Consider the following 20,687-nt stretch of genomic DNA (forward strand, 5'->3'; position numbering starts at 1 on the left):
GGGGGACATTTCATGAAAAAGGTGCTGAAAATCCTTGGAACGACAGCGCTTCTGGCGAGCTTGGCGCTGGCCGGATGCAGTCAGCCGCAGGCGACCGACAAGCCTGCCGAGCAGGCCAAACCGGAAGGGCAAAAAGCAGCAGCTGACGGGAAAGCTTTTTTGCGGGCGAATCTGAAGACAGAGCCTGTCTCGCTCGATCCGCCGAAGGCGTACGATCCGGTTGCCTTCGAAGTGCTGTACAACGTGCTGGAAGGCTTGGTGAGACTGGATGAAAATCATGTGCCGCAGCCGGCGATGGCAGAGAAATGGGACATTAGCGACGGCGGCAAAACGTACACGTTCAAGCTGCGCGACAGCAAATGGTCGAATGGCGATCCGGTGACTGCGAAAGACTTTGAAGTCGCCTGGAAGCGCATGGTTGATCCGAAGAATGGCTTTCCAGCAGCTTTCCTCGCATTCGTGATCGATGGCGCAGAAAAATTCAACAAAGGCGAAGGCACGGCAGACGATGTGAAAGTGAAAGCGCTGGATGACAAAACGCTGCAAGTGACGCTGAAAGCGCCAACCGGCTACTTCCTCAGCCTCGTAGCGACCCCGGTGTTCTACCCGGTGAACAAAAAGAATGTGGAAGCCAATCCAAACTGGTCGGCGGAAGCGGCGACCATTGTCTCCAACGGCCCGTTCACATTGACGGAATGGACGCACGACCAATCGGTCAAAGCGGTGAAAAATGAAAACTATTGGGATAAAGACAAAGTGAAGCTGGCGGGCATCAACTGGGTGATGGTCAATGATGAAAACACGCAATTCCAGATGTTCCAATCGGGCGAGCTGGATAACATCGAGTCGGTTCCGAAAGATGTGAAAGGGAAGCTGCTCGATTCGGGCGAAGCCAAAATCGCACCGGAAGCGGCAACCAGCTTCTATCGGTTGAACACAGTGATGCCGCCGTTCACGAACAAAAATGTGCGCAAAGCGTTCGCACTGGCAGTTAACCGCCAATTGCTGATCGACAAGGTGATACAAGGCAGACAGGTGCCGGCGATGGGCATCGTGCCGATCGGCTTCCCGCAGCCGGACGGGAAAGACTTCCGCGCGGCAGGAGGCGACTTCTTCAAGGACAATGATGTAGAGCAGGCAAAAGCCTTGCTGGCTCAAGGTATGAAGGAAGAGGGCTGGACGACGCTCCCGGATGTGACACTCACGTATGACACAAATGATTTGAACAAGACCGTCGCACAGGTGCTGCAAGAAATGTTCAAGAAAAACCTGGGCGTAGAGGTGAAGCTGGAGAGCAAGGAATGGAAGGTATTTTTGGCGGAACAGCGCGCAAGCAAGCATCAAGTGTCGCTCTCGACGTACTACGCTGATTATGCGGATCCGCTGAACTTCATTGAGATTTTCCAAACCGGCCATCCAGGTAACCGCATCAATTACAGCAACAAGGCATACGACCAGCTGATCCAGCAGGCAAGCGTGGAGCCGGACGAGTCGAAGCGTTTTACGCTGATGCATGAAGCGGAGAAGATGTTCTTCGACGACATGCCGGTTCTGCCGCTCTACTACAGCACCAAAGTATACATGGAGCAGCCGAATGTCAAAGGCATCCTGCGTCATCCGGCAGCACTGATGGATTACAAGTCGGTCGAAATCGCACCGAAATAATGTTGGAAAGGGGAAGGGCGTAAATCCGTCCCCTTGCCTTTTCCTAAACCCGGACGGACCCGCATAGAGGAGGGATACCTGTGTCCCGTTATTTGATAAAACGCTTCCTGATGGTGCTTTTGACGCTTTGGATCATCGTGACGCTGACGTTTGCCTTGATGCATCTGATTCCAGGCGATCCGTTCGCGGCCGAATCCGGAAAGCTACCTAAGCAGGTGCTGGAAAATTTGCGCGCCAAGTACCATTTGAATGAGCCGTTGCCGGTACAATATGTACTTTACTTAAAAAATCTCGTGTCGCTTGATCTAGGTATGTCGATCAAGTCGGACACGCGCAGCGTCAACAGCATGATCGCGGACGGGGTTTCCGCTTCAGCGGTACTCGGGGCGCAGGCACTGGCGATTTCGCTAATGCTTGGGATCTTCTTCGGCATTGTGGCAGCGCTCAACCGCAGCCGAGGCCTTGATTATTTGATGATGGCGCTGGCCATCATCGGGATTTCGGTACCGAGCTTTTTGATGTCGCCGCTTTTGATCAACACGTTTGCGATCAAATGGGCGATTTTCCCCGTCGCCACGTGGGGGACATGGATGCACACGGTGCTGCCCTCGGTCGCGCTGGCGTTCGGTCCGCTTGCCGTGATCACGCGCTATATGCGCACAAGCATGATTGACGTGTTGAACCAAAACTATATCCGCACCGCGGAGGCGAAAGGGCTGCCGACCGCGCTTATCGTCATTCGGCACGGCATCCGCAACGCAATCATGCCGGTGATTACGTTCCTTGGTCCATTGATGGCAGCCTTGATCACTGGCTCCTTCGTCGTGGAAAAGATTTTCGCTATTCCCGGCATTGGCAAGTATTTTGTGGACAGCATTTTTAACCGGGATTATCCGGTCATTCTGGGCACGACCATTTTTTACAGCGCCGTGCTGGTGTTTACCATCTTGCTGATCGATATCGCCTACACGCTGATCGATCCACGCATCAAGCTGAACAACAAGGAGGGGTGAGAAGATGAACGCGCAGACGAATACGGATGATCTGTTCCGGCCGCTGGTCAGGAAGGAAAAACAGGCGGCAGCGCAACGCCCCAGCCTTTCGTACATTCAGGAAGTGATGCGCAAGCTGGTGAAAAATAAGCTGGCGCTTGTCGGATTGGTGTTCATTTTGCTGATTTTCGCTATGGCGATCATCGGCCCCTCGCTTACGTCCTACAGCTTTGCCGACCAAAGCTTGTTGGATGGCAACATGTCCCCTTCCGCCGAGCATTGGTTCGGAACGGACGATCTCGGGCGCGATATGTTTGCCCGCACCTGGTCGGGGGCGCGGATTTCGCTGACCATCGGGGTCGTGGCGGCGCTCATCGATCTGGCCATCGGCGTTACGGTAGGCGGAATCGCAGGTTACATGGCGGGGCGCGGCAAGCGCGGCGAGCGAATCGATAACATCATCATGCGTGTTATCGAGGTGCTACACGGCCTGCCGTACTTGTTGGTCGTCATCCTGCTCATGGTGGTGATGGAGCCGGGGATCACAACGATTATCACCGCGTTGACTGTGACGGGGTGGATCGGCATGGCACGACTGGTACGCGGCCAAATTTTGCAATTGCGCAATAGCGAATACATTTTGGCCGCACAGGTGCTCGGGGCTTCATTTGGCCGCATTCTTTGGCGCCATCTGATCCCTAACACGATCGGCATCATCATTGTGAACTTGACTTTCACGATCCCATCGGCGATTTTTGCCGAATCGTTTCTCAGTTTTTTGGGCCTTGGGGTGCAGGCGCCGATCGCCAGTTGGGGGACGATGACCAACGATGCGCTTGGTGTCATTTTAACTGGCGACTGGTGGCGCCTTTTTTTCCCGGGGTTAATGATATCGCTGACGATGTTTGCTTTTAACGTGTTCGGGGACGGTCTGCAGGATGCTCTCGATCCGCGTCTGCGCGAGTAGGAGGAGATGACATGGAGCATTTGCTGGATGTGCGCAATCTGAAGGTTCACTTCAAGACATATGGCGGTGAGGTGCAGGCGGTCCGCGGCGTCACCTTCCATGTGGACGCAGGGGAAACAGTAGCGGTCGTTGGTGAAAGCGGCTGCGGCAAAAGCGTGACGGCCCAGGCGATCATGGGACTGATTCCTTGTCCGCCGGGGCGGATCGCGGATGGGAGCATTTCGTTTCAAGGTGTTGAGATTACGAAACTTTCCAAGAAGGAGCTTCTGCAGCTGCGCGGTTCCGGGATCGGAATGATCTTCCAGGACCCGATGACGGCGCTCAATCCGACGATGAAGGTGGGATCGCAGCTGACTGAAGGGCTCGTCCACCATCAGGGTGTATCGCGGGAGCAGGCGCACCAACGGGCGGTCGAGCTGTTGCGGATGGTGGGCATTCCGGATGCGGAGAAGCGTGTGGAGCAATATCCGCACGAATTTTCCGGCGGCATGCGGCAGCGGGTAGTGATTGCCATCGCGCTCGCCTGCAATCCAAAGCTGGTGATCGCCGATGAGCCGACGACTGCGCTGGATGTCACGGTGCAGGCGCAGATTCTCGATCTGTTGAAGGAGCTGCAGGCGACTACTAATATGTCGATCATCATGATTACCCATGATCTCGGGGTGGTGGCCGAAATCGCTCATCGAGCGGTGGTGATGTACGCGGGAATCGTGGTGGAGTCTGGGCCGGTCAAGGCGATTTTTGCAGAGCCAAAGCATCCATATACGTGGGGGTTGCTCCGCTCAATGCCGCGGCTCGACAGCAACGAGAAGGAACCTTTGATTCCGATCAACGGGACTCCGCCCGATCTATTCCACCCGCCGCAGGGATGTCCGTTCGCGGACCGCTGTGATTACGCGATGGAAATATGCGAGCGGCAAATGCCGGCTCCCACATCGTTTGCGGATGGCCATCAGGCGGCGTGCTGGCTGCATGACTCTCGCGCACCACGGATCGAGGAGCTGATTGCAAGCGGGAGGCAGGCATAATGACAGAACCGTTAGTTGAAGTAAAAGAGTTGAAAAAGTATTTCACGCTTGGCACAGGCTTGACGCTAAAAGCAGTGGACGGGGTATCATTTTCCATCCGCAAAGGAGAAACGCTGGGCCTGGTCGGCGAAAGCGGCTGTGGCAAATCTACGCTGGGCAGGACGCTGATCCGCATCTACGAAAGCACGGAGGGTGAAGCCTTCTTCAAGGGGCAAAACATCGGCCGTCTGTCGCGTCAGGAAGTGAAGCGGTTTAATCGGGACGTGCAGATGATCTTTCAGGACCCGCATGCTAGTCTGAATCCCCGGATGAAAGTGGGGGACATCATCGCAGAAGGCTTGGAAATTCATCATTTGAGCAAAGCAGATCGGATGGGGCGGGTCATGGAGCTGCTGGAACAGGTAGGGCTGCGGCGTGAGCATGCGATGCGCTTTCCGCATGAGTTTTCCGGCGGACAGCGCCAACGCATCGGGATTGCTCGCGCGTTAGCGGTCGATCCCCAATTCATTATCGCGGATGAGCCTATTTCCGCGCTTGATGTGTCCATTCAGGCGCAGGTAGTGAACCTGTTGGAAGATTTGCAGGCGGATCGGGGGCTCACCTATCTGTTCATTGCACATGATCTTTCGATGGTGAAGCACATCTCCACGCGGATCGGTGTGATGTATTTGGGGAAGCTGGTCGAGCTGGCCAACAGCAATGAGCTTTACCGTGAGCCACTCCATCCGTACACGCAGGCGCTGCTTTCGTCTGTTCCCGTGCCTGATCCGACTGCTGTACGTGAACGGATCGTGCTGCAAGGAGATCCGCCAAGTCCCGCTGCATTGCCGAGCGGCTGCCGGTTCCGCACGCGCTGTGCGCACGTGAAGCCCGAATGCGCCGAGAGTGAGCCGATGTGGAAAGAAGCAGCGCCAGGCCGATGGGTCGCTTGTCACCTTTATTAAAAAACGTTGAGGTAGGTGTAAATGCATGAACGGTCGATTGCAGGAGCTATATTCCTTTTTGGAAAGCAATGAACTGGACGCAATGGTCATCACCCAGCCCAAACACATTTACTATTTGACGGGTTTTCTCAACGATCCGCATGAGCGTTTTATGGGATTGGTGTTACGTAAGGGAGAGGAGCCTTTCTTGGTCGTGCCGCTTCTCGATCTGGAACGTGCGCAGCAAGGGTCCAGCGTGACGGCTATCTTTGCTGTCTCTGATACGGAAGACCCTTATGCGCTGTTGCAGGAGAAGCTACAGGCTGTCTCGCGGCTAGGCTTGGAAGAGGAGCATCTGAACGTCATTCGCTACCGCGCGATGATGGCTGCGCTGAACGCTATTGAATCCGTCGATGTCACGAAGCCATTGCATGCGATGCGAACAAGAAAAAGCCCGGAAGAGATCGTCGTGATGAAGCGGGCCATCCATCTCATCGAACAGGCGCTGGCCGCCGGGGTCTCCCATGCAAAGCCCGGCATGTCGGAAATCGAGCTGGTGGCTGAGCTGGAATATCAGATGAAAAAGCTGGGGGCGGACAGTCCGGCTTTTAACACCATCGTGCTGTCAGGGGAAAAAACATCGCAGCCGCACGGGATTCCAGGATCACGCCAGCTACAGACAGGTGAGTTTTTGCTGATTGATGCAGGGGTGTTGGTGGATGGCTATCACTCAGATATCACGCGGACGTTCGCTGTTGGGGATATCGATGAAAAGCTCGCTGATCAGTACGATTCGGTCCTCCAAGCCAATTTGGCGGCGATCGCTTCGACCCGTCCGAGCTGTACCTTTGCCAGCGTCGATCAGGCGGCACGCAGCGTAATTGCAGAGCGTGGCTACGGAGAGCATTTCATCACGCGGGTTGGACACGGCCTTGGGCTGGAACTTCACGAATATCCGTCGGTTCACGGGGACAATCAGGATAAGGTCTACGAAGGGTTGGTTTTTACGATCGAGCCCGGCATTTATATCCCGCAGCACGCTGGCGTCCGGATCGAAGACAACGTGTGGGTGACGAAGGACGGCGTTGAGGTGCTGACCTCGTTTCCGAAGGAGCTGACGATCATCGGTCGCTAAGCCACCCAGCTCATTATGCGCTGTAATAATGCAAGGTCAGCCCGATCGAGAAAAGAAGCAGGAGGGTGCCGATGCTTAGCAAGCCGATGACCGCACGTTTGTAAACGTGTTTGCTCTTTTCGGTTAGGATGGGCCTATTTCGATAAAAATCGCTTTCCAGGACGCGAGCCTGTCGGAAAAACATCGCCTTCATTTTGGCAAAGCTTTGCAAAAACAGCTGGAAAAGTCCAGATCGCAGGACGATCAGTGCGCCGCCGAACATGAGCAGCACAAGTCCGGCGAGAAACAGGCGGTTGATGAGTAAAAGCTCGACTTCCGGCGTGACCGCTGACATGGCTTCGCTTCCTTTCCCGTTTTTTTCATTCTTTTCTAAAGATCATAGCACATCATGGCGATTTTGATTGGACGTTATGTGATTATTGTAAAAGAGGTGCATGTTGATGGCTTTGCTCGAGACAGAGCGACTACGGCTGCGCAGGATTTCGCTTGATGACGCGGCATTTATCCTGGAGCTGCTGAATGACCCTGCCTGGATTCGATTCATCGGTGACAAGGGGGTTCGGACGCTTGAGGATGCGCGGAACTATATATTGAATGTGCCGATGAAGATGTATGAGCAAACTGGCTTCGGGCTGTATTTGGTGGAGCTTGGGGAAACCGGTTCACCGATTGGCATGTGTGGCTTGATCAAGCGAGATTCGCTTCCAGACGTGGACATCGGCTTCGCTTTTCTCCCTGCCTATCGTTCAAAAGGATATGCCTACGAGTCCGCTGCCGCTGTTTTGGCTGATGGAAAAGAGACATTTGGCTTGCAGCGGATCGTTGCGATCACATCCATCGACAACCACGACTCGGCCGCACTGCTGCAAAAGCTTGGGATGCAGGATGAAGGACGGATCCGGCTGGCCGATGATCAAGAAGAGCTTCGGCTGTTCGGCATCGCGCTATAATGCATCCAGGTGAGGATCAACTTTCCATTTTCACTGAGGGAGGCCGACCAGAATGGATCGCCAACACGCCTTATTGACTGGACATCAACAGGATGCCAAGGCGATACAACAGATTGAATCGCTGACAGCAGCTTTTTTCCGAGCGTTTACGAATAAAGGAATGGAGCCCCCCGTCGAGACAATCTGTCAGCTCTTTGTTCCGGGAGGGATCGTCATTCGTAATACAACCGGGACGCCTGATATCTACAGCCTCCGCGAATTCATCGAGCCGCGAAAAGAGCTGCTTATGTCAGGGACGCTCACCGATTTCGAGGAGGAAGAGCTCGACAGCCGCACGGAGATATTCGGCAACATCGCCCATCGCTTTAGCCTTTATCGGAAAGCAGGCATCCAAAATGGGGCTGCTTTTGAAGCGAAGGGGATGAAAACCTTGCAGTTCGTCAGTACGCCAGAGGGCTGGAAGCTATGTTCGGTCGCGTGGGATGACGAGCGCGAGGGGCTCGCCGTGCCCGAATAAGCGTGTTTGGTAAAAATAGCAGCGGAAGTGGAAGCTATCATTTTGCTATGATGAAAAGAGAGCAGAGCGCTCTCTTTTTTTTCGTCATCTTCCCGTCACATAGACAAACTATAGTGAGATGATAGACTGCCATCCCTAGGCCTCTGGTGCCGGCGGGAGTACGGAGAGGAAAGGAAGTTTACGGTGAAACGTGTGCTTTTGATCGAAGACGAAATGCCGATCGCCCAGATGCTGACCGCTTATTTGGAGCGTGCGCAGTACGAGGTGACATGGGATATAGGAGAAGGAAACGTATTGGATGTGTATTTGAACTGTCGGCCCGACCTGGTGCTGCTTGACTTGATGCTTCCGGATAACGACGGGTTCGAGATTCTCCAGCAAGTGCGGCAGTACGGGAGCTGCCCGGTGATCATTTTGACGGCGAGGGGGAGCGTTCCCGACCGCTTGCAGGGGCTTGGGCAGGGGGCTGACGACTACATTTCGAAGCCGTTTGACCCCGAGGAGGTGGTGGCGCGGGTACAGGCTGTCCTGCGCCGCTCCGTCTATTTGGAAGATAACAAGGTGATCCGTATGGGGCACTTGGTCATTGATTTTACGGCGCGCACAGCGTCGCTGTATGACCAGCAGCTGGTACTGGCGCCGCGGGACTGGGCCGTCCTCGCCTTTATGGCGAAACATCCGAATCAATGCTTCACGCGGGAGCAGCTGCTCGATCAAGTGTGGGGAATGGATTATGAAGGCGGTGACCGCGCGGTGGATGCGGCGATCAAGCGAATCCGCCAAAGCCTGCAAAAATGGCCGGCCAGCGAGGGTGAAATCCTCACGGTGCGGGGCACAGGGTACATGCTCCATGTTTAGACAGCGCAACCACGAAAAAACCATTCCGTTGCTGCAGTTTTGGACGTGGCGCTATGCCTTGATTTTGCTGGTCACGCTGGTAAGCCTCGGGCTATTGGCGGGCATGTGGATACAGGTAAACGATGATCAGCAGCGGTTCTCGGTGCTGCAGGCACGAGCTGAGCAATTAGGGGATTCCTATACGCGCGCGACAAATGTCCAGGTCAAAATCGTCCGTCAGTTCCAGCTGCAAAAGGGGATCACCGTTAGCTCGGTAGCAACGGCGGTGCCCGCGAAAGCCGCGATGGTAACAGCTACGATGGTTCCGATGGAAATCGCCCGCCCGATCGAGAAATACGACGATTTCATGCAAATCTTCGACACGCATGACAAGGAAATCGCAACGATTAACAGCCGCAGCAGCATGGCCGTGCCCATGGAAGTAGTCAAGACGTCCGCCGATCCGGCTGTACTGGCGCAAGGGCAGTCAGTCCGGGAAAAAATCAAGGTGAACGACGAGACATGGCTGCGCGTGGGCGTGCCGCTCAGCGAGAATGATGTGATCACCGGAGCGCTGTATTTGAGCGCCCCGCTCGAAGAAAACACCGTAAAGATGAACCAGACCTATGTCATGCTGACGCTGATCATCGTAGGGATCGCATTTGGCGGCTGGATTGTGATCTATCTGCTGTCACGGAAGCTGACAAGCCCGCTGCGTCAGCTGGCTGGCGCTGCGATCCAGATTGCGGAGGGCGATTATTCGCCGACCCTGCCGATGATCAACGATGTGAAGGAAGACGAGCTGAGGCAGCTGGTCGCCTCCTTCGATGTTATGACCAAGCGACTGAAGCAACTAGAGCAAATGCGCACCGATTTGCTGGCAGGCGTGTCCCATGAACTGCGGACGCCGGTTACCTCGATTCGCGGCATGGTGCAAGCGGTACAAGGCGGTGTCGTGACAGGTGAGAAAGCGGATGAATTTTTGCAGACAACGCTTGAGGAAGCCAAGCGGATGCAGAAAATGGTGGAGGATTTGCTCGATTTCTCGTCGCTTGAAGCAGGCGTGATCCAGGGAGATCGGAAAGAACTTCTGGCAAGCGAGCTGATCGAAAGTGCCATTTCGCCGCTTCGTTCCTTATCGGCGTTCGCGTCTACACAAATCAAAGCGGAGCCGACTGATGACTCCCTTGCCGTGATCGGGGATAGCGGTCAGCTCAAGCAGATTTTGATCAATTTACTGACGAACAGCGCAGCAGCAGGGGCGACTGAGATTACATTTGCCGCGAGCAGGGCGGAGGATGGTGTCGTCATCGATGTAACCGACAACGGGAATGGCATTAGAGAGTCGGAAGTGCCCTATATCTTTGAACGCTATTACCGCGGGGACAGCAAACGAAAGAAAAAGCACGGCCTTGGATTGGGGCTGCCGCTTTGCCGCCTGCTCGCCCATGCCAACGGTGGGGAACTGTTCCTGCTGCGCACATCGGAACAAGGAACGGTGTTTCGCCTGAGATTGCCAAGCAGATGAGCTGCTTGGCATTTTTTTTGTCCCGCAAAGATCGTGGTGCCAAGCATTTTTGCCCATCGTCATTTTGCCGTCACATCCGTTTTGTACAGTATACGTGTAGCCGATCCGACAAGCAGTGGAAACGGCGAACATCTTGGAATCGCAAAAATCACACAGCGGTCAATACGAAGGAGGAACTTTCAATGAAAAAGAAAATGACAATGGCAGCAGTAGCTTTGGCAGTATCCGCAATGGCAACCTCGGCATTCGCCGCAGAGCCCGTTGCACAAAAAGAAACAATCCCGGCAAAAACGCTGGTTGCGGCACAGGAGCTGAAGGCGCCGGAAGCGGTAAGCTTCCAGGAGTTCGCAAAAGGGCAAGGAGTAACGGTAGACGAGCTGCTGGAGCAGATGGAAAAAGACGGGTCGTTGGCACAGCTTGCGAAAATGAAAGGTCTGTCCCTTGAAGAGATAAAGGATTATTTGAAAGAAGAAGGGAAAGTGGTTGAAGCGTTTGCCACACTCCCTGCTCAAGTCATTGACGTCAAGGAAGGCGTAGCGAAGGAAATTTCGCCAGATGGCAAAACTGAGGGGATGAAAATAACGATCGCGAAGCTTGCAGAAGCAGATAAAGATGGCGGCAAAGGGAACAAGGATGAAGCGGGAACCGCCGTTGCTTTAACCAAAATAGTGACGATTAACGCAAGTGATATCACTGACGACAATCATGCAGGCGATAAAACAGCCATGGTCAAAATCACCCGTTCAATCCCGGCTGTAAAAATGGTCGATGCGGCAGAAGTGAAAGGTCAAATGGCTGCGATTGTTACGACGGGTAACGCGGATTTGACAAAGATGGCCGCTGTCACCGTAAGCTTGAGTCTGGAAGACGTAGCGAAGAGCCAGGGGCTCACGGCAGATGAGCTGCTTGCCAAAATGGAGAAGGACGGCTCCCTTGACGTAATCGCCAAATCAAAAAACATGACAACCGAAGAAGCCATCGACTATCTGAAAAAAGATGCGAAATTTACGGAAGCTGCGGTCATGATTCCGGCAAAGAAAAAATAAGCAAATAGACGAATCCCCTGTTCGCGCAGGACAGGGGATTTTCCTTCGTGAACAGCAAAAAAAACGCCTCGCAGGTGAGTAAGCACCTCGAGGCGTTTTGGTTGTGAAAAAAGGATGTTTTACGTGATTGCCTTGACCAATTTGACCGACTTTTTTTGCTGGCTTCTGCGCTGGGACAGGTTGTTGAACAGCAGGGCCGCAATGACTAAGAAGGTGCCCATGACCTCAACCATCGTGATATGGTAGCCCTGAAAAACGAGAATCGCCAACGTCGTCAACGGCACGAAATTGATGAACAAAATGCCATTAAGCGGTGTGAGCAGCTTGATGCCCGCATTCCAGCAGAGCAGCGCGGCGATCCCTGGTAGAAGCACCATGAAGGCAAGCTCATATTTGACCGAAAGAATCGTTGAAAGCGCCGGAAACGACAGGAAGCCGAGCGCGGTTGCCGCCGACACGACGATCAGGGAAACGATCGTGCCAAAGAGGCAGCTAAGTGTGGAATAACGCAATGCGGACCAGGTGGAAAAATGATTCCCACCCATCGTGTAGATCACCCATCCGACGACGCCGGCAAAAATCACGCCGACTGGAAGCAAGCTGGATTTTGCCATCAGTAGAAAATGAAGGTCGCCTTTGGTGATGACGAGAAGCGCGCCTGCAAACGAGACCAGCATGCTGATCATGGTGAAACGGTTTGGCGTTTTGTGTTTATAAATCCAGAAGACCAGCACGGAAATCATCGGCATCATGGCTTCCATGAGCGAAGCGATGATTGTGCCTGTCCCTGGCAGCGAGCTTTGGCCCAAAAAGACGAGCAGGTTGTAGACGGTAAACGCCATGCTTCCGAAAAAAACAAGGCTTTTGCCCTTTCCTTCCAGCCGAAAGGCGCTCTTGCCTTCTTTCATCAATAAAATCACGGCAAGCAGCAGGCTGCCGATTAAATAGCGAAAGAATGAAAAATAAATCGGATCAATCCGTTGGAAAGCTCCTTCTGCCACGGGAAACATCGCTCCCCACGACATACTTGCAATCAAACAAAAAAGCCCTCCAACCACTACACCATTCTTACCCACAAAAAACTTCCTCCTTGCATCCTTCTGCAGCATCTTGTTGTGAAACATTTTGTTCCTGCATCCGGAACCGAAAAAAAACCGGTGTCGCGATGCCCTTACACATCGTAAGGGATAGGAAGTTGTTAGTAAAATGATTGAAATGAAACTTATCGATCATTTAAAATGATAGCACATAACACATGGAGGAAACGTTGATGGAATTGAACGATTTGACGGTTTTTCAGCGAGTGGCTTTTCACGGCAGCGTAAGCAAGGCGGCAGAGGAATTGAACTACGTGCAGTCCAATGTGACAGCGAGAATCAAGCATCTGGAAACGGAGCTCGGCACCTCGCTGTTTTACCGCCATCGACGCGGGATGACGCTGACTGCTGAGGGGAAAAAACTGATCGAGTATGCTGCCAAGGTTATGGCCAGCGTGGAGGAATTGAAGCGTGCATTCCAAGACGAGGAGACGCCGACGGGTGTGCTGGAGATCGGCACGGTCGAGATCGTCAATTGGCTGCCGCGCATCCTTTCTGCCTACCATCAGCAATACCCGGGCGTCGATCTGTCCCTGAAAGCGGGTGTGACCGAGCAGCTGATCAAGGATGTGCTGGATTACAAGCTGGATGGCGCCTTCATTTCGGGGCCGATCAAGCATCCGCTGATTGAGCAATACATGGAGTGCAGCGAGGAGCTGGTGGTCGTGTCCAAACGTGGGACGCTTACGACGGAAGAGCTGACACATACGCCGCTGTTGCTGTTCAACAAAGGATGTGGATACCGTGCCAAGCTGGGGAGTTGGTTTCGCCGGGAAGGGATTTTGCCCAAGCAGGTGATGGAATTCGCCAGCTTTGAGACAATTATCGGTAGTGTGGCAGCCGGATTAGGCATTTCCATCGTCCCGCGATCGACCGTCCGCTACATGGAGCAAAGCGGGCTGTTGTTTTGCCATGCGATTCCCGAGGAGCACCGGATGATCTCGACGGTTTTCATCCGGCGCAAAGATTCGCACATGACCAGCTCGATCCGCAAATTTATCGAAACGCTGCAGACGACTCCGCTCATCGAGTAAAAGAGTGGGGAACGATCAAAGAAAAGAACTGCCCCGCATCGGTGGAGCAGTTCTTTTTTTGTGCCGAACGAAATACTGCCGCCCGCTCACTGTGACTTGCCGTTTTTGGCTTTGTAATGCTCAATTGCCTGTTCCACATATTCCACCAGCTCCCGGTCGACCGGATATTGCCCTACGGGACTAATCAGGATGGGGGCTCCTGACGATGAGCATGATAGGTTGACTCAAAAAATCAATCGCAACTTATATGACCACAACATCAGTTGCGTTACTAAACATCCCAATCGATTATTTCAGGTACAATTCGGCTAATTTAACTAACTCTTCTTTGCTTATTGGATTGGATGCTTCTATATGATAGAGGATTGTTTGGGTCGTGTTTGGAACGTCATAAACCCATTGGATATTTTTACCTGTCCCAAAATCTGTGAAGAGCATATCTACTCCTTTGACAACCAGCTTTTCCTGTTTCAAGTCCCAATCCTTATGGACGAGAATCGTCTCTTTTTCGCTCGTTCTGGACATCTGGACCGTGATTTGCTTTCCTTGGCTGGTGTAGTTGATGAACATTCTCCAATGATCCTTCGAGAGTTCTACTGGTATCATGGCATACTCTTTTTTGGACTCCTCTGCTTGTTTTTTCAGTTTTTTTACAATCGCGGCCTGTTCTTCCGGGCTGGGAGGATTCACGTTCGTAATGGGTTCGAAGTCAACGCCTGCACTTGTGAACTTGTACTTGCCTTCCAAACTGTCGAAAATCTTGACGGACTGATCCTTCATTTTGGCGCGGAGTGCGGATATATCCGTAAAGTGCATTCTCTTGCTTCTGGTGTATGTTTTCATATCCGGGATGTCCGAGACGATATAGAAGATAGCAGCCGTGCCTTCTTTCAACAAGTCGTTGGCAAATCCGTGGCTTTTTAGCGAGCGTAGTTGTTCTTCCTTAGAAGGCGGAGTATAGTTCACTTCTTCCAGTGTTTTGTGCTCATAAACCACGTTGCCCAGTTTGTTTGTCAATGTATAGTTAACAGCGGCAAAAGCTGAAGAGACTGTCAAAACCATTCCTGCTGCTACCAATAGACCCACTTTGTATTTCACAAAAAATCGCTCCTTTGTTTTTTGTTCGGCATACAGCTTTCCCATCACTTTGCCAGCCAAGTCTATTTCGGGATGAAGTTGGTCATGAAAAAGTTTTCTCAAATCCTGATCCTTGTCCGATCTCATACGATCCCACTCCCTTTTCTTGCGCATAATACTTACGGAATTTTGCAGTCGAACGTTCGTATTTTTTTCGAAGAGTGGCGCTGCTTTGATTCAGAATGAGGCTGATTTCCTGATAACCCTTCTCTTCAACGCACCGTAAAATCAACAGGTTCCGCTCTTCCGAAGACAATTTCGACATGGCTTTATGCACAAACTCATCGAAATAAAGGGCTTCGATTTGTTGATCAATATGCTTGTTTTCTTTCTCATCCCGATAAAAGAATGGCAGATATTTAGCCAGCTTTCGCTTGCGAATCACATCAATGCATTGATGGTACGCAATTTTGTACAGCCAGGCACCAAAGGGGGTATCCCGGTTGTACTTCGCCAAATGGCGGTATGCTTTCAAGAAAACCTCTTGTCCGCAGTCCTCCGCTTCGGAATAATGACCGAGCATGTAATAACAGTAGAGAAAAATCGATTTTTGATAGAGGTGCATGATCTTCTCGAATTTCTCAGTATCACCTTTCAATACTTCATAAATGACCATTTGTAAATCGGTGTCATCCAACCCTCCTCAACTCCTTTCAACCTAAACAACGAATCATCAATACGAGAATGTGACGACAAAATAAAAAAATTTATGGAATGATGTAGTACCCGAACTCCCGCCATTTATGCTGCAACTCTAAGATACAGGGTAAGCGTAAAATAGTCGCCACCTTATGAAAATGGTGGGGACCTCAGTAAGGAGTTATTTATTATTAAATACTCGACAGATCAAGGGTAAGGTCTGCTAGTTCCCAGCAATACGTGGCTTTCTGGACAGGGGTGTAGAGCAAGACTATCATAAGAAGAAAACGACGGGTGTCCGTGTGGCAAAGCGACATGCGGGCAATCGGGATAAAGATCGAGGGTAGCGGACATGGAACGTTTGACAGAACAGATGATACAGGCGATACGAGACGAAGCGCTGCGGACAGAAAAAACGAAACGGCTGCAGCCGCAAGTGTTGGAACTGATTTATGAGCAAAAATGGTTCAAGCTGTTCGTGCCGGAGGAGCTGGGCGGGCGGATGGCCTCGCTGCCCGAGGCGGTGCGCATTTTTGAACGAACGTCATGGATTGACGGCAGCTTGGGCTGGGTCGTCACGATCGGTTCAGGCGGCGGTTTTTTCGTGCCTTTTTTGCCAAAGGAAGCGCGGGAGTCGCTGTTTGCGGCGAAAGAGGCGGTGGTAGCGGGAAGCGGTCATCCGTCGGGGACAGCGTATCCGGTGGAAGGTGGCTATATCGTAAACGGAACGTGGAAATATTGCAGCGGCTCGAGCTACGCGACCGTCTTCACGGCAAACTGTGTGATCGAAGCGGACGAACCGGGGCAAGAGCCGCACATTCGCGCCGTGGCGCTGCGGCCGGATCAGGTGACGATCGTGCACGATTGGAACGCGGTGGGGCTCAAGGCGACGGAGAGCAACACGATGGTGGTGAAGGATGCTTTTGTGCCGCATGATCGGACGTTTACCCTGGTTGAACCGCTCGCTTATACGGATGAGCCGCTTTATCGCTATCCGTTCATTCCGTTTGCCCAGTCATCTTTTGCGGCAGTAGGCGTCGGGATTTGCCGCCGCTTCTTGGAGGAAGCCATACAGTTGGTCGAGCGGAGCAGTGCCGGATGGCAAGCGACCAATCCGCAGCGTGCCTCAGTTGTGATGGACAGGATCAGGGAAGCGGAAGGGCTGTTTGAAAAGTCGGCGCAAGCGTTCTTCACGCAAGTCGATCATTCGTGGGATGTGCATGTAAAAGAGGGGGCCTTGCCGGAGGGAGTGGAGCAGGAAGTGTCGCGCCAATGCAAGGAGACCGCCCGAGCGGCTCTGACGTGCGCGAACGGGCTGCTGCCTTATCTGGGACTGCAAGCGATGCTGGAGGAGACGCCGCTCAATCAGGCGTGGCGTGATTTGAATACCGCATGCCAGCATTCGCTGCTGCTGTCGTTTGAGGATTAAAAGAAACAGCCGATCGGAGAACCATGTGTCTCGATCGGCTGTTTTATTTGGTGCGGCTATGACTCGGCGAAAAATCCCGGGGCAGCCGAATCGCCCGCCTTTTTCTCCAGCCGCTCCAGCCGCTTTCGATAGGCTGCGAGCTCCGTCCGCGGCTTGCTGCGCAGCAGCGCTGTTTTCTTTTGCCAGTGTGCAAATGCTTGCTGGGTGTAATGCAGCGCTTTTTCATAGTCCTTGAACTGATGCTCGCAAAGCTTGGCGAGCTCAACGTACAGCTCCTCGGCGATATGGCCCGGGCTTTTCAAACACGATTCCCATATGGCGAGCGCCCGTCCGTAATCGCGGTGCTTTTTGTACAGGAGCCCCAGTGCCAGTCGCGCTCTGCCATGCAGCGGATGGTCGCTTTTGGCGATCTGCGCATACCCGTGCATGGCTTCGCGGTCGCAGCCGAGCGTGTCGTACCAGCGAGCGATTTCGAACAGCTCATCCAAGGAAGGCGTCCCGCGCTTGTATTCCAGCAAAAGCTTGGAGATGTGGATATAAAGCGTGATCAGTGAGAGCACGTCCCACTCGTTGTGATGCAGAACGCCTTCGATCGGCGCGGGATCATATACGTGGAGATAGTCAAAATAGGCGATCGGCGCGAGATAGCCGGGCAAGTCGTTGGTCCGCTTAACCCCGAGCTTCTCCTGCTCAATAATCCCGAGGCGGCACGATTCCAAATCACGCCGCCACAGCCTGCGCGAACCGTGCAGCAGGTCAAAATGGCCGAATGTCGGCAGCGGGGGAACCTCGTCACGCACCAGCGTATGGCGCGTCTTTACCTGTGGCCAGTCAAACGATTTGCCATTGTACGTGACAAGATGCGTGGCCCCGCGCACATCATGCAAAAAAGATTGGTACAGCGTCGCTTCCGAATGGGGACTCGCCAAAAAATGCTGCTTCACCACGACTTCATCCCGTTCAATGCGGCTGTACCCTAGCAAAAAGATCGTGTTGCCCGTCCCGCCGTTTAAGCCCGTGGTCTCGGTATCGAAAAACAGTAGCTGTTCGGCTAGAGTAGCGGCACCGGACAAAGGGTGGGACAGACCGGAGTCACCCCAGGCTTCAAGCACTTCATGCAGCTGGTCAAAGCTGTAACGACCGTGCCATTTCGCCTGTGGATACCGCACTTCGCGGACCATCACGTAATCCTCTTGGTCGCCGTAGGGCGTGGATTGCAGGGCGTCCCATCGATCCGCAAAAGGGACGATGATGGGAGAAGCGGCAGGGGTGGACGCCGCATTTGGCTGTTCAGACGTTTTTGACGGTTCAGCCAGCTGATCGCCAGCATCCCCGCCTTCATGCAGCGCCTCGCCCCCAGCGTTTGGAGTGGCAACTTGTTTTTGCCCCGCTTCCCGCGTCAAATGAGGCTTGAGTCGGTTCAGCTTGTTTTTAAGAGACATAGTGATGGCCTCCTTGCGCGGTGCGCACTAAGGAGAGGGCGAGCTCTTTCACGCCGGGTTCCATCCCGCCGATGCAGGAAGGGCAGCCAGAGGCGCACGCGCATGACGCGATCAGCCCTTCGGCTTGGCTTAGGATCGTGTCCATTTCTTTGTATACCTGCTCGGAGAGCCCGATGCCGCCAGGATAGCGGTCGTACAGGAAAATGGACGGCTGGCCGGAATGAACGGCTTTGCGCTGGGCGATGACGTGCAGGTCGGCTGGATCGCACATGACCAAAAGCGGTGCCGTGTGCTGGAGAACGTGCGCCAGGCCGATCAGGCCGCGCTCCACGTCCTCTTGTCCCAGCTCATCGAGAAGCGTCTCGGGAAAGCTGATCCACGCCGCATTGGTATGCAGCTCCTCTTCCGGCAGATGGATCGGGCCCGAGCCGATATTTTCGTGCGTCTCGAATTTGATTTTCTTGAAGATCGTGGCCATCGCGTGGACGGAAACCTCACCATAGGCCAGCTGAGTAGTCCCTTGCTGGCGGGCGTTGTCCTCTTCAAGCACCTTTAGCGACACGGCGAGGTTGGCATCGGTATAGTAGTCGACCTGGACCTCGCGCACGAACGCTTTTTTCTCCTCGTAATCCAATTTTTCTACCTGGTATTGAACCCCTTGATGCAAATAGATCGCTTCATCATGCAAAAGCGTAAGCGAGCTGAACCGGTCCATCTCTCCGATGACACGCTCGTTGCCGCGTTCGCTAATATCGACGATCACGACGTTTTCCTGTGAGGCCGAGCGCAGGCTGATGTTGTGCGCAGGAAACGAATCGTTCATCCAAAACCATTTGCCTTTGGAATGATGCAAAATCTGCTCCTCGGTCAAAAACTCGAGAATCTCCAAGATTTCCGCCTGACCGAACAGGTCGCCTTCTTTAAACGGCAGCTCGTAGGCGGCGCACTTGATGTGGTCGACCAGAATGATCAGGTTGTCCGGATTGATCCGCGCCGATTCCGGGCTGCGGTCAAAGAAATACTCGGGATGCTGGATCACGTACTGATCAAGCGGGGAAGAGCTGCCGACCATGACGACAGCGGATTCGCCTTGTCGACGCCCTGCCCGTCCTGCCTGCTGCCATGTACTGGCAACCGAACCGGGATAACCGGTGATGACGCATGCCTGCAGCTGTCCGATGTCGACGCCGAGCTCCAGCGCATTCGTGCTGACGACGCCCATGATGTCGCCCTGGCGCAAGCCGCGCTCGATTTCTCGTCTCTGGCTGGGGAGATAGCCACCGCGATAGCCTTGAATGCTTTTCGGGCCGAGCTTGCGCTTGATCAGCTCCTGCAAATACGTGAGGAGGATTTCCACGCGGACGCGGCTGCGCGCAAACAAAATCGTCTGGATGCCGTTGGTCAGAAAGGCGGAGGCGATATCCCGCGCTTCCAGAGTGGCGCTCCGCCGAATGTTCAGCTGGCGGTTGACGATCGGCGGGTTGTAGAACAAAAAGTGTTTTTTGCCGGTGGGCGCGCCGTTGTTGTCCACCAGCTCCATCGGCTCCTCGGTCAACTGGCTTGCCAGCTCGCGTGGATTGGCGATCGTGGCGGAGGTGCAGATGAATTGCGGCGTACTGCCGTAGTAGGCGCAGATCCGCTTGAGGCGGCGAATCACGTTGGCGACATGGCTGCCAAAAACCCCGCGGTATGTATGCAGCTCATCGATCACGATGTACTGGAGATGCTCGAAAAACGATACCCATTTCGTATGGTGCGGCAAAATGGCGGAGTGCAGCATATCAGGATTGGTGATGACAATGTTGCCTGCCTTGCGCACCATCTGTCTGATGTTCGCCGGGGTATCACCGTCATACGTTTCCGATTTGATCGGCAGTCCCGTTTCGTTAATCAGCTCGTGCAGTTCTGATTTTTGATCCTGCGCGAGCGCCTTCGTTGGGAAGAGATAGAGGGCGCGTGTCTGCGTGTCTTCCGCAATCGACTGGAGCACAGGGAGGTGGTAGCACATGCTTTTGCCGGAAGCGGTCGGCGTGACGGCGACCAGATGGCGCCCTTCACGCGCATGGCGGAAGGCGGTCGCTTGGTGCGTATACAGCGAGGAAATGCCTCGCTTGGTTAAAGTATGGCGGATTCGATCGTCCAGCTCCTCGGGAAACGGCACGGTTTTCGGTTCTCGTGGCGGAATCGTGTGCCAGTGGACGATATGGTCTTTGAAGCGCTCTTCTTGCAAAAAATGTTCAAGGATGTCCGTCAGGCTCTTTTTTCCGATCATATTCATCACCTTCTTCTCCCTCTATTCTACGAATGGATGTTCGGGATGT

Annotated in this window: 19 protein-coding genes; 13 read left to right on the forward strand and 6 right to left on the reverse strand. The window is 53.6% G+C overall.

Annotated elements, in window-relative coordinates:
• The first annotated feature begins 12 nt into the window (after positions 1–12).
• The 6 genes from EDM56_RS04795 (at position 13) to EDM56_RS04820 (ending at position 6,710) form a co-directional block, all read left to right on the forward strand.
• Positions 13–1,665, forward strand: coding sequence for a peptide ABC transporter substrate-binding protein (locus EDM56_RS04795; protein WP_122916757.1), 1,653 nt, complete (start codon positions 13–15; stop codon positions 1,663–1,665).
• 80 nt (positions 1,666–1,745) lie between these two features.
• Positions 1,746–2,678 carry an ABC transporter permease gene (locus EDM56_RS04800; RefSeq protein WP_122916758.1) on the forward strand — a complete coding sequence of 311 codons (933 nt, stop codon included), beginning with the start codon at positions 1,746–1,748 and terminating at the stop codon, positions 2,676–2,678.
• A 4-nt stretch (positions 2,679–2,682) separates the two neighbouring features.
• Positions 2,683–3,624 (forward strand): ABC transporter permease, encoded by a 942-nt coding sequence (locus EDM56_RS04805; protein WP_122916759.1) that lies wholly within the window; start codon positions 2,683–2,685, stop codon positions 3,622–3,624.
• Positions 3,625–3,635: 11 nt separating this feature from the next.
• A complete protein-coding gene (locus EDM56_RS04810; RefSeq protein WP_122916760.1) occupies positions 3,636–4,652 on the forward strand; it encodes an ABC transporter ATP-binding protein in 1,017 nt (338 codons plus the stop codon).
• Complete coding sequence (locus EDM56_RS04815) at positions 4,652–5,596, forward strand: ABC transporter ATP-binding protein (protein WP_122916761.1); 945 nt, start codon at positions 4,652–4,654, stop codon at positions 5,594–5,596. Before EDM56_RS04810 ends, EDM56_RS04815 begins: the two co-directional genes overlap by 1 nt.
• Before the next feature lie 25 nt (positions 5,597–5,621).
• Positions 5,622–6,710 (forward strand): M24 family metallopeptidase, encoded by a 1,089-nt coding sequence (locus tag EDM56_RS04820; protein WP_122916762.1) that lies wholly within the window; start codon positions 5,622–5,624, stop codon positions 6,708–6,710.
• Between the two features lie 13 nt (positions 6,711–6,723).
• Here the strand turns inward: EDM56_RS04820 and EDM56_RS04825 are convergent, their stop codons facing one another.
• Entirely contained in the window at positions 6,724–7,044 is a 321-nt protein-coding gene (locus EDM56_RS04825) for a DUF3899 domain-containing protein (RefSeq protein ID WP_122916763.1), read from the reverse strand.
• A 106-nt stretch (positions 7,045–7,150) separates the two neighbouring features.
• Between EDM56_RS04825 and EDM56_RS04830 the strand changes: the two genes are divergently transcribed.
• The 5 genes from EDM56_RS04830 (at position 7,151) to EDM56_RS04850 (ending at position 11,588) form a co-directional block, all read left to right on the forward strand.
• Entirely contained in the window at positions 7,151–7,660 is a 510-nt protein-coding gene (locus EDM56_RS04830) for a GNAT family N-acetyltransferase (RefSeq protein WP_122916764.1), read from the forward strand.
• A gap of 52 nt (positions 7,661–7,712) precedes the next feature.
• Positions 7,713–8,177 carry a DUF4440 domain-containing protein gene (locus EDM56_RS04835; RefSeq protein ID WP_122916765.1) on the forward strand — a complete coding sequence of 155 codons (465 nt, stop codon included), beginning with the start codon at positions 7,713–7,715 and terminating at the stop codon, positions 8,175–8,177.
• A 183-nt stretch (positions 8,178–8,360) separates the two neighbouring features.
• Positions 8,361–9,035 carry a response regulator transcription factor gene (locus tag EDM56_RS04840; protein WP_122916766.1) on the forward strand — a complete coding sequence of 225 codons (675 nt, stop codon included), beginning with the start codon at positions 8,361–8,363 and terminating at the stop codon, positions 9,033–9,035.
• On the forward strand, positions 9,028–10,542 hold the full coding sequence (locus tag EDM56_RS04845; protein WP_122916767.1) for a HAMP domain-containing sensor histidine kinase: 1,515 nt from the start codon (positions 9,028–9,030) through the stop codon (positions 10,540–10,542). The genes EDM56_RS04840 and EDM56_RS04845 overlap by 8 nt, the downstream gene beginning before the upstream one ends.
• Positions 10,543–10,724: 182 nt before the next feature.
• Complete coding sequence (locus EDM56_RS04850; protein ID WP_122916768.1) at positions 10,725–11,588, forward strand: hypothetical protein; 864 nt, start codon at positions 10,725–10,727, stop codon at positions 11,586–11,588.
• A 119-nt stretch (positions 11,589–11,707) separates the two neighbouring features.
• On the opposite strand, the gene EDM56_RS04855 is transcribed toward EDM56_RS04850, so the two are convergent.
• Positions 11,708–12,664, reverse strand: a complete 957-nt coding sequence (locus EDM56_RS04855) for a DMT family transporter (RefSeq protein WP_122916769.1) — start codon at positions 12,662–12,664, stop codon at positions 11,708–11,710.
• Positions 12,665–12,858: 194 nt separating this feature from the next.
• Here EDM56_RS04855 and EDM56_RS04860 point away from each other — a divergent pair, with 194 nt between their 5' ends.
• On the forward strand, positions 12,859–13,719 hold the full coding sequence (locus EDM56_RS04860) for a LysR family transcriptional regulator (protein WP_122916770.1): 861 nt from the start codon (positions 12,859–12,861) through the stop codon (positions 13,717–13,719).
• 288 nt (positions 13,720–14,007) lie between these two features.
• Here EDM56_RS04860 and EDM56_RS04865 read toward each other — a convergent pair whose 3' ends face one another.
• Positions 14,008–14,943 (reverse strand): DUF4367 domain-containing protein, encoded by a 936-nt coding sequence (locus EDM56_RS04865; RefSeq protein ID WP_122916771.1) that lies wholly within the window; start codon positions 14,941–14,943, stop codon positions 14,008–14,010.
• A complete protein-coding gene (locus EDM56_RS04870; RefSeq protein ID WP_281274941.1) occupies positions 14,900–15,472 on the reverse strand; it encodes an RNA polymerase sigma factor in 573 nt (190 codons plus the stop codon). The genes EDM56_RS04865 and EDM56_RS04870 overlap by 44 nt, the downstream gene beginning before the upstream one ends.
• 375 nt (positions 15,473–15,847) lie before the next feature.
• Here EDM56_RS04870 and EDM56_RS04875 point away from each other — a divergent pair, with 375 nt between their 5' ends.
• The gene (locus tag EDM56_RS04875) at positions 15,848–16,924 is read left to right on the forward strand and encodes an acyl-CoA dehydrogenase family protein (protein ID WP_122916773.1); all 1,077 of its coding nucleotides are present in this window, start codon (positions 15,848–15,850) and stop codon (positions 16,922–16,924) included.
• 56 nt (positions 16,925–16,980) lie between these two features.
• On the opposite strand, the gene EDM56_RS04880 is transcribed toward EDM56_RS04875, so the two are convergent.
• Positions 16,981–18,366, reverse strand: a complete 1,386-nt coding sequence (locus EDM56_RS04880; RefSeq protein WP_122916774.1) for a ribonuclease H-like domain-containing protein — start codon at positions 18,364–18,366, stop codon at positions 16,981–16,983.
• Positions 18,356–20,638 (reverse strand): DEAD/DEAH box helicase, encoded by a 2,283-nt coding sequence (locus EDM56_RS04885; RefSeq protein WP_122916910.1) that lies wholly within the window; start codon positions 20,636–20,638, stop codon positions 18,356–18,358. Before EDM56_RS04885 ends, EDM56_RS04880 begins: the two co-directional genes overlap by 11 nt.
• Positions 20,639–20,687: the final 49 nt, after the last annotated feature.

Origin of the sequence: Brevibacillus fluminis, assembly GCF_003710825.1 — a bacterium.
In the GTDB taxonomy this organism is placed as follows: domain Bacteria; phylum Bacillota; class Bacilli; order Brevibacillales; family Brevibacillaceae; genus Brevibacillus_D; species Brevibacillus_D fluminis.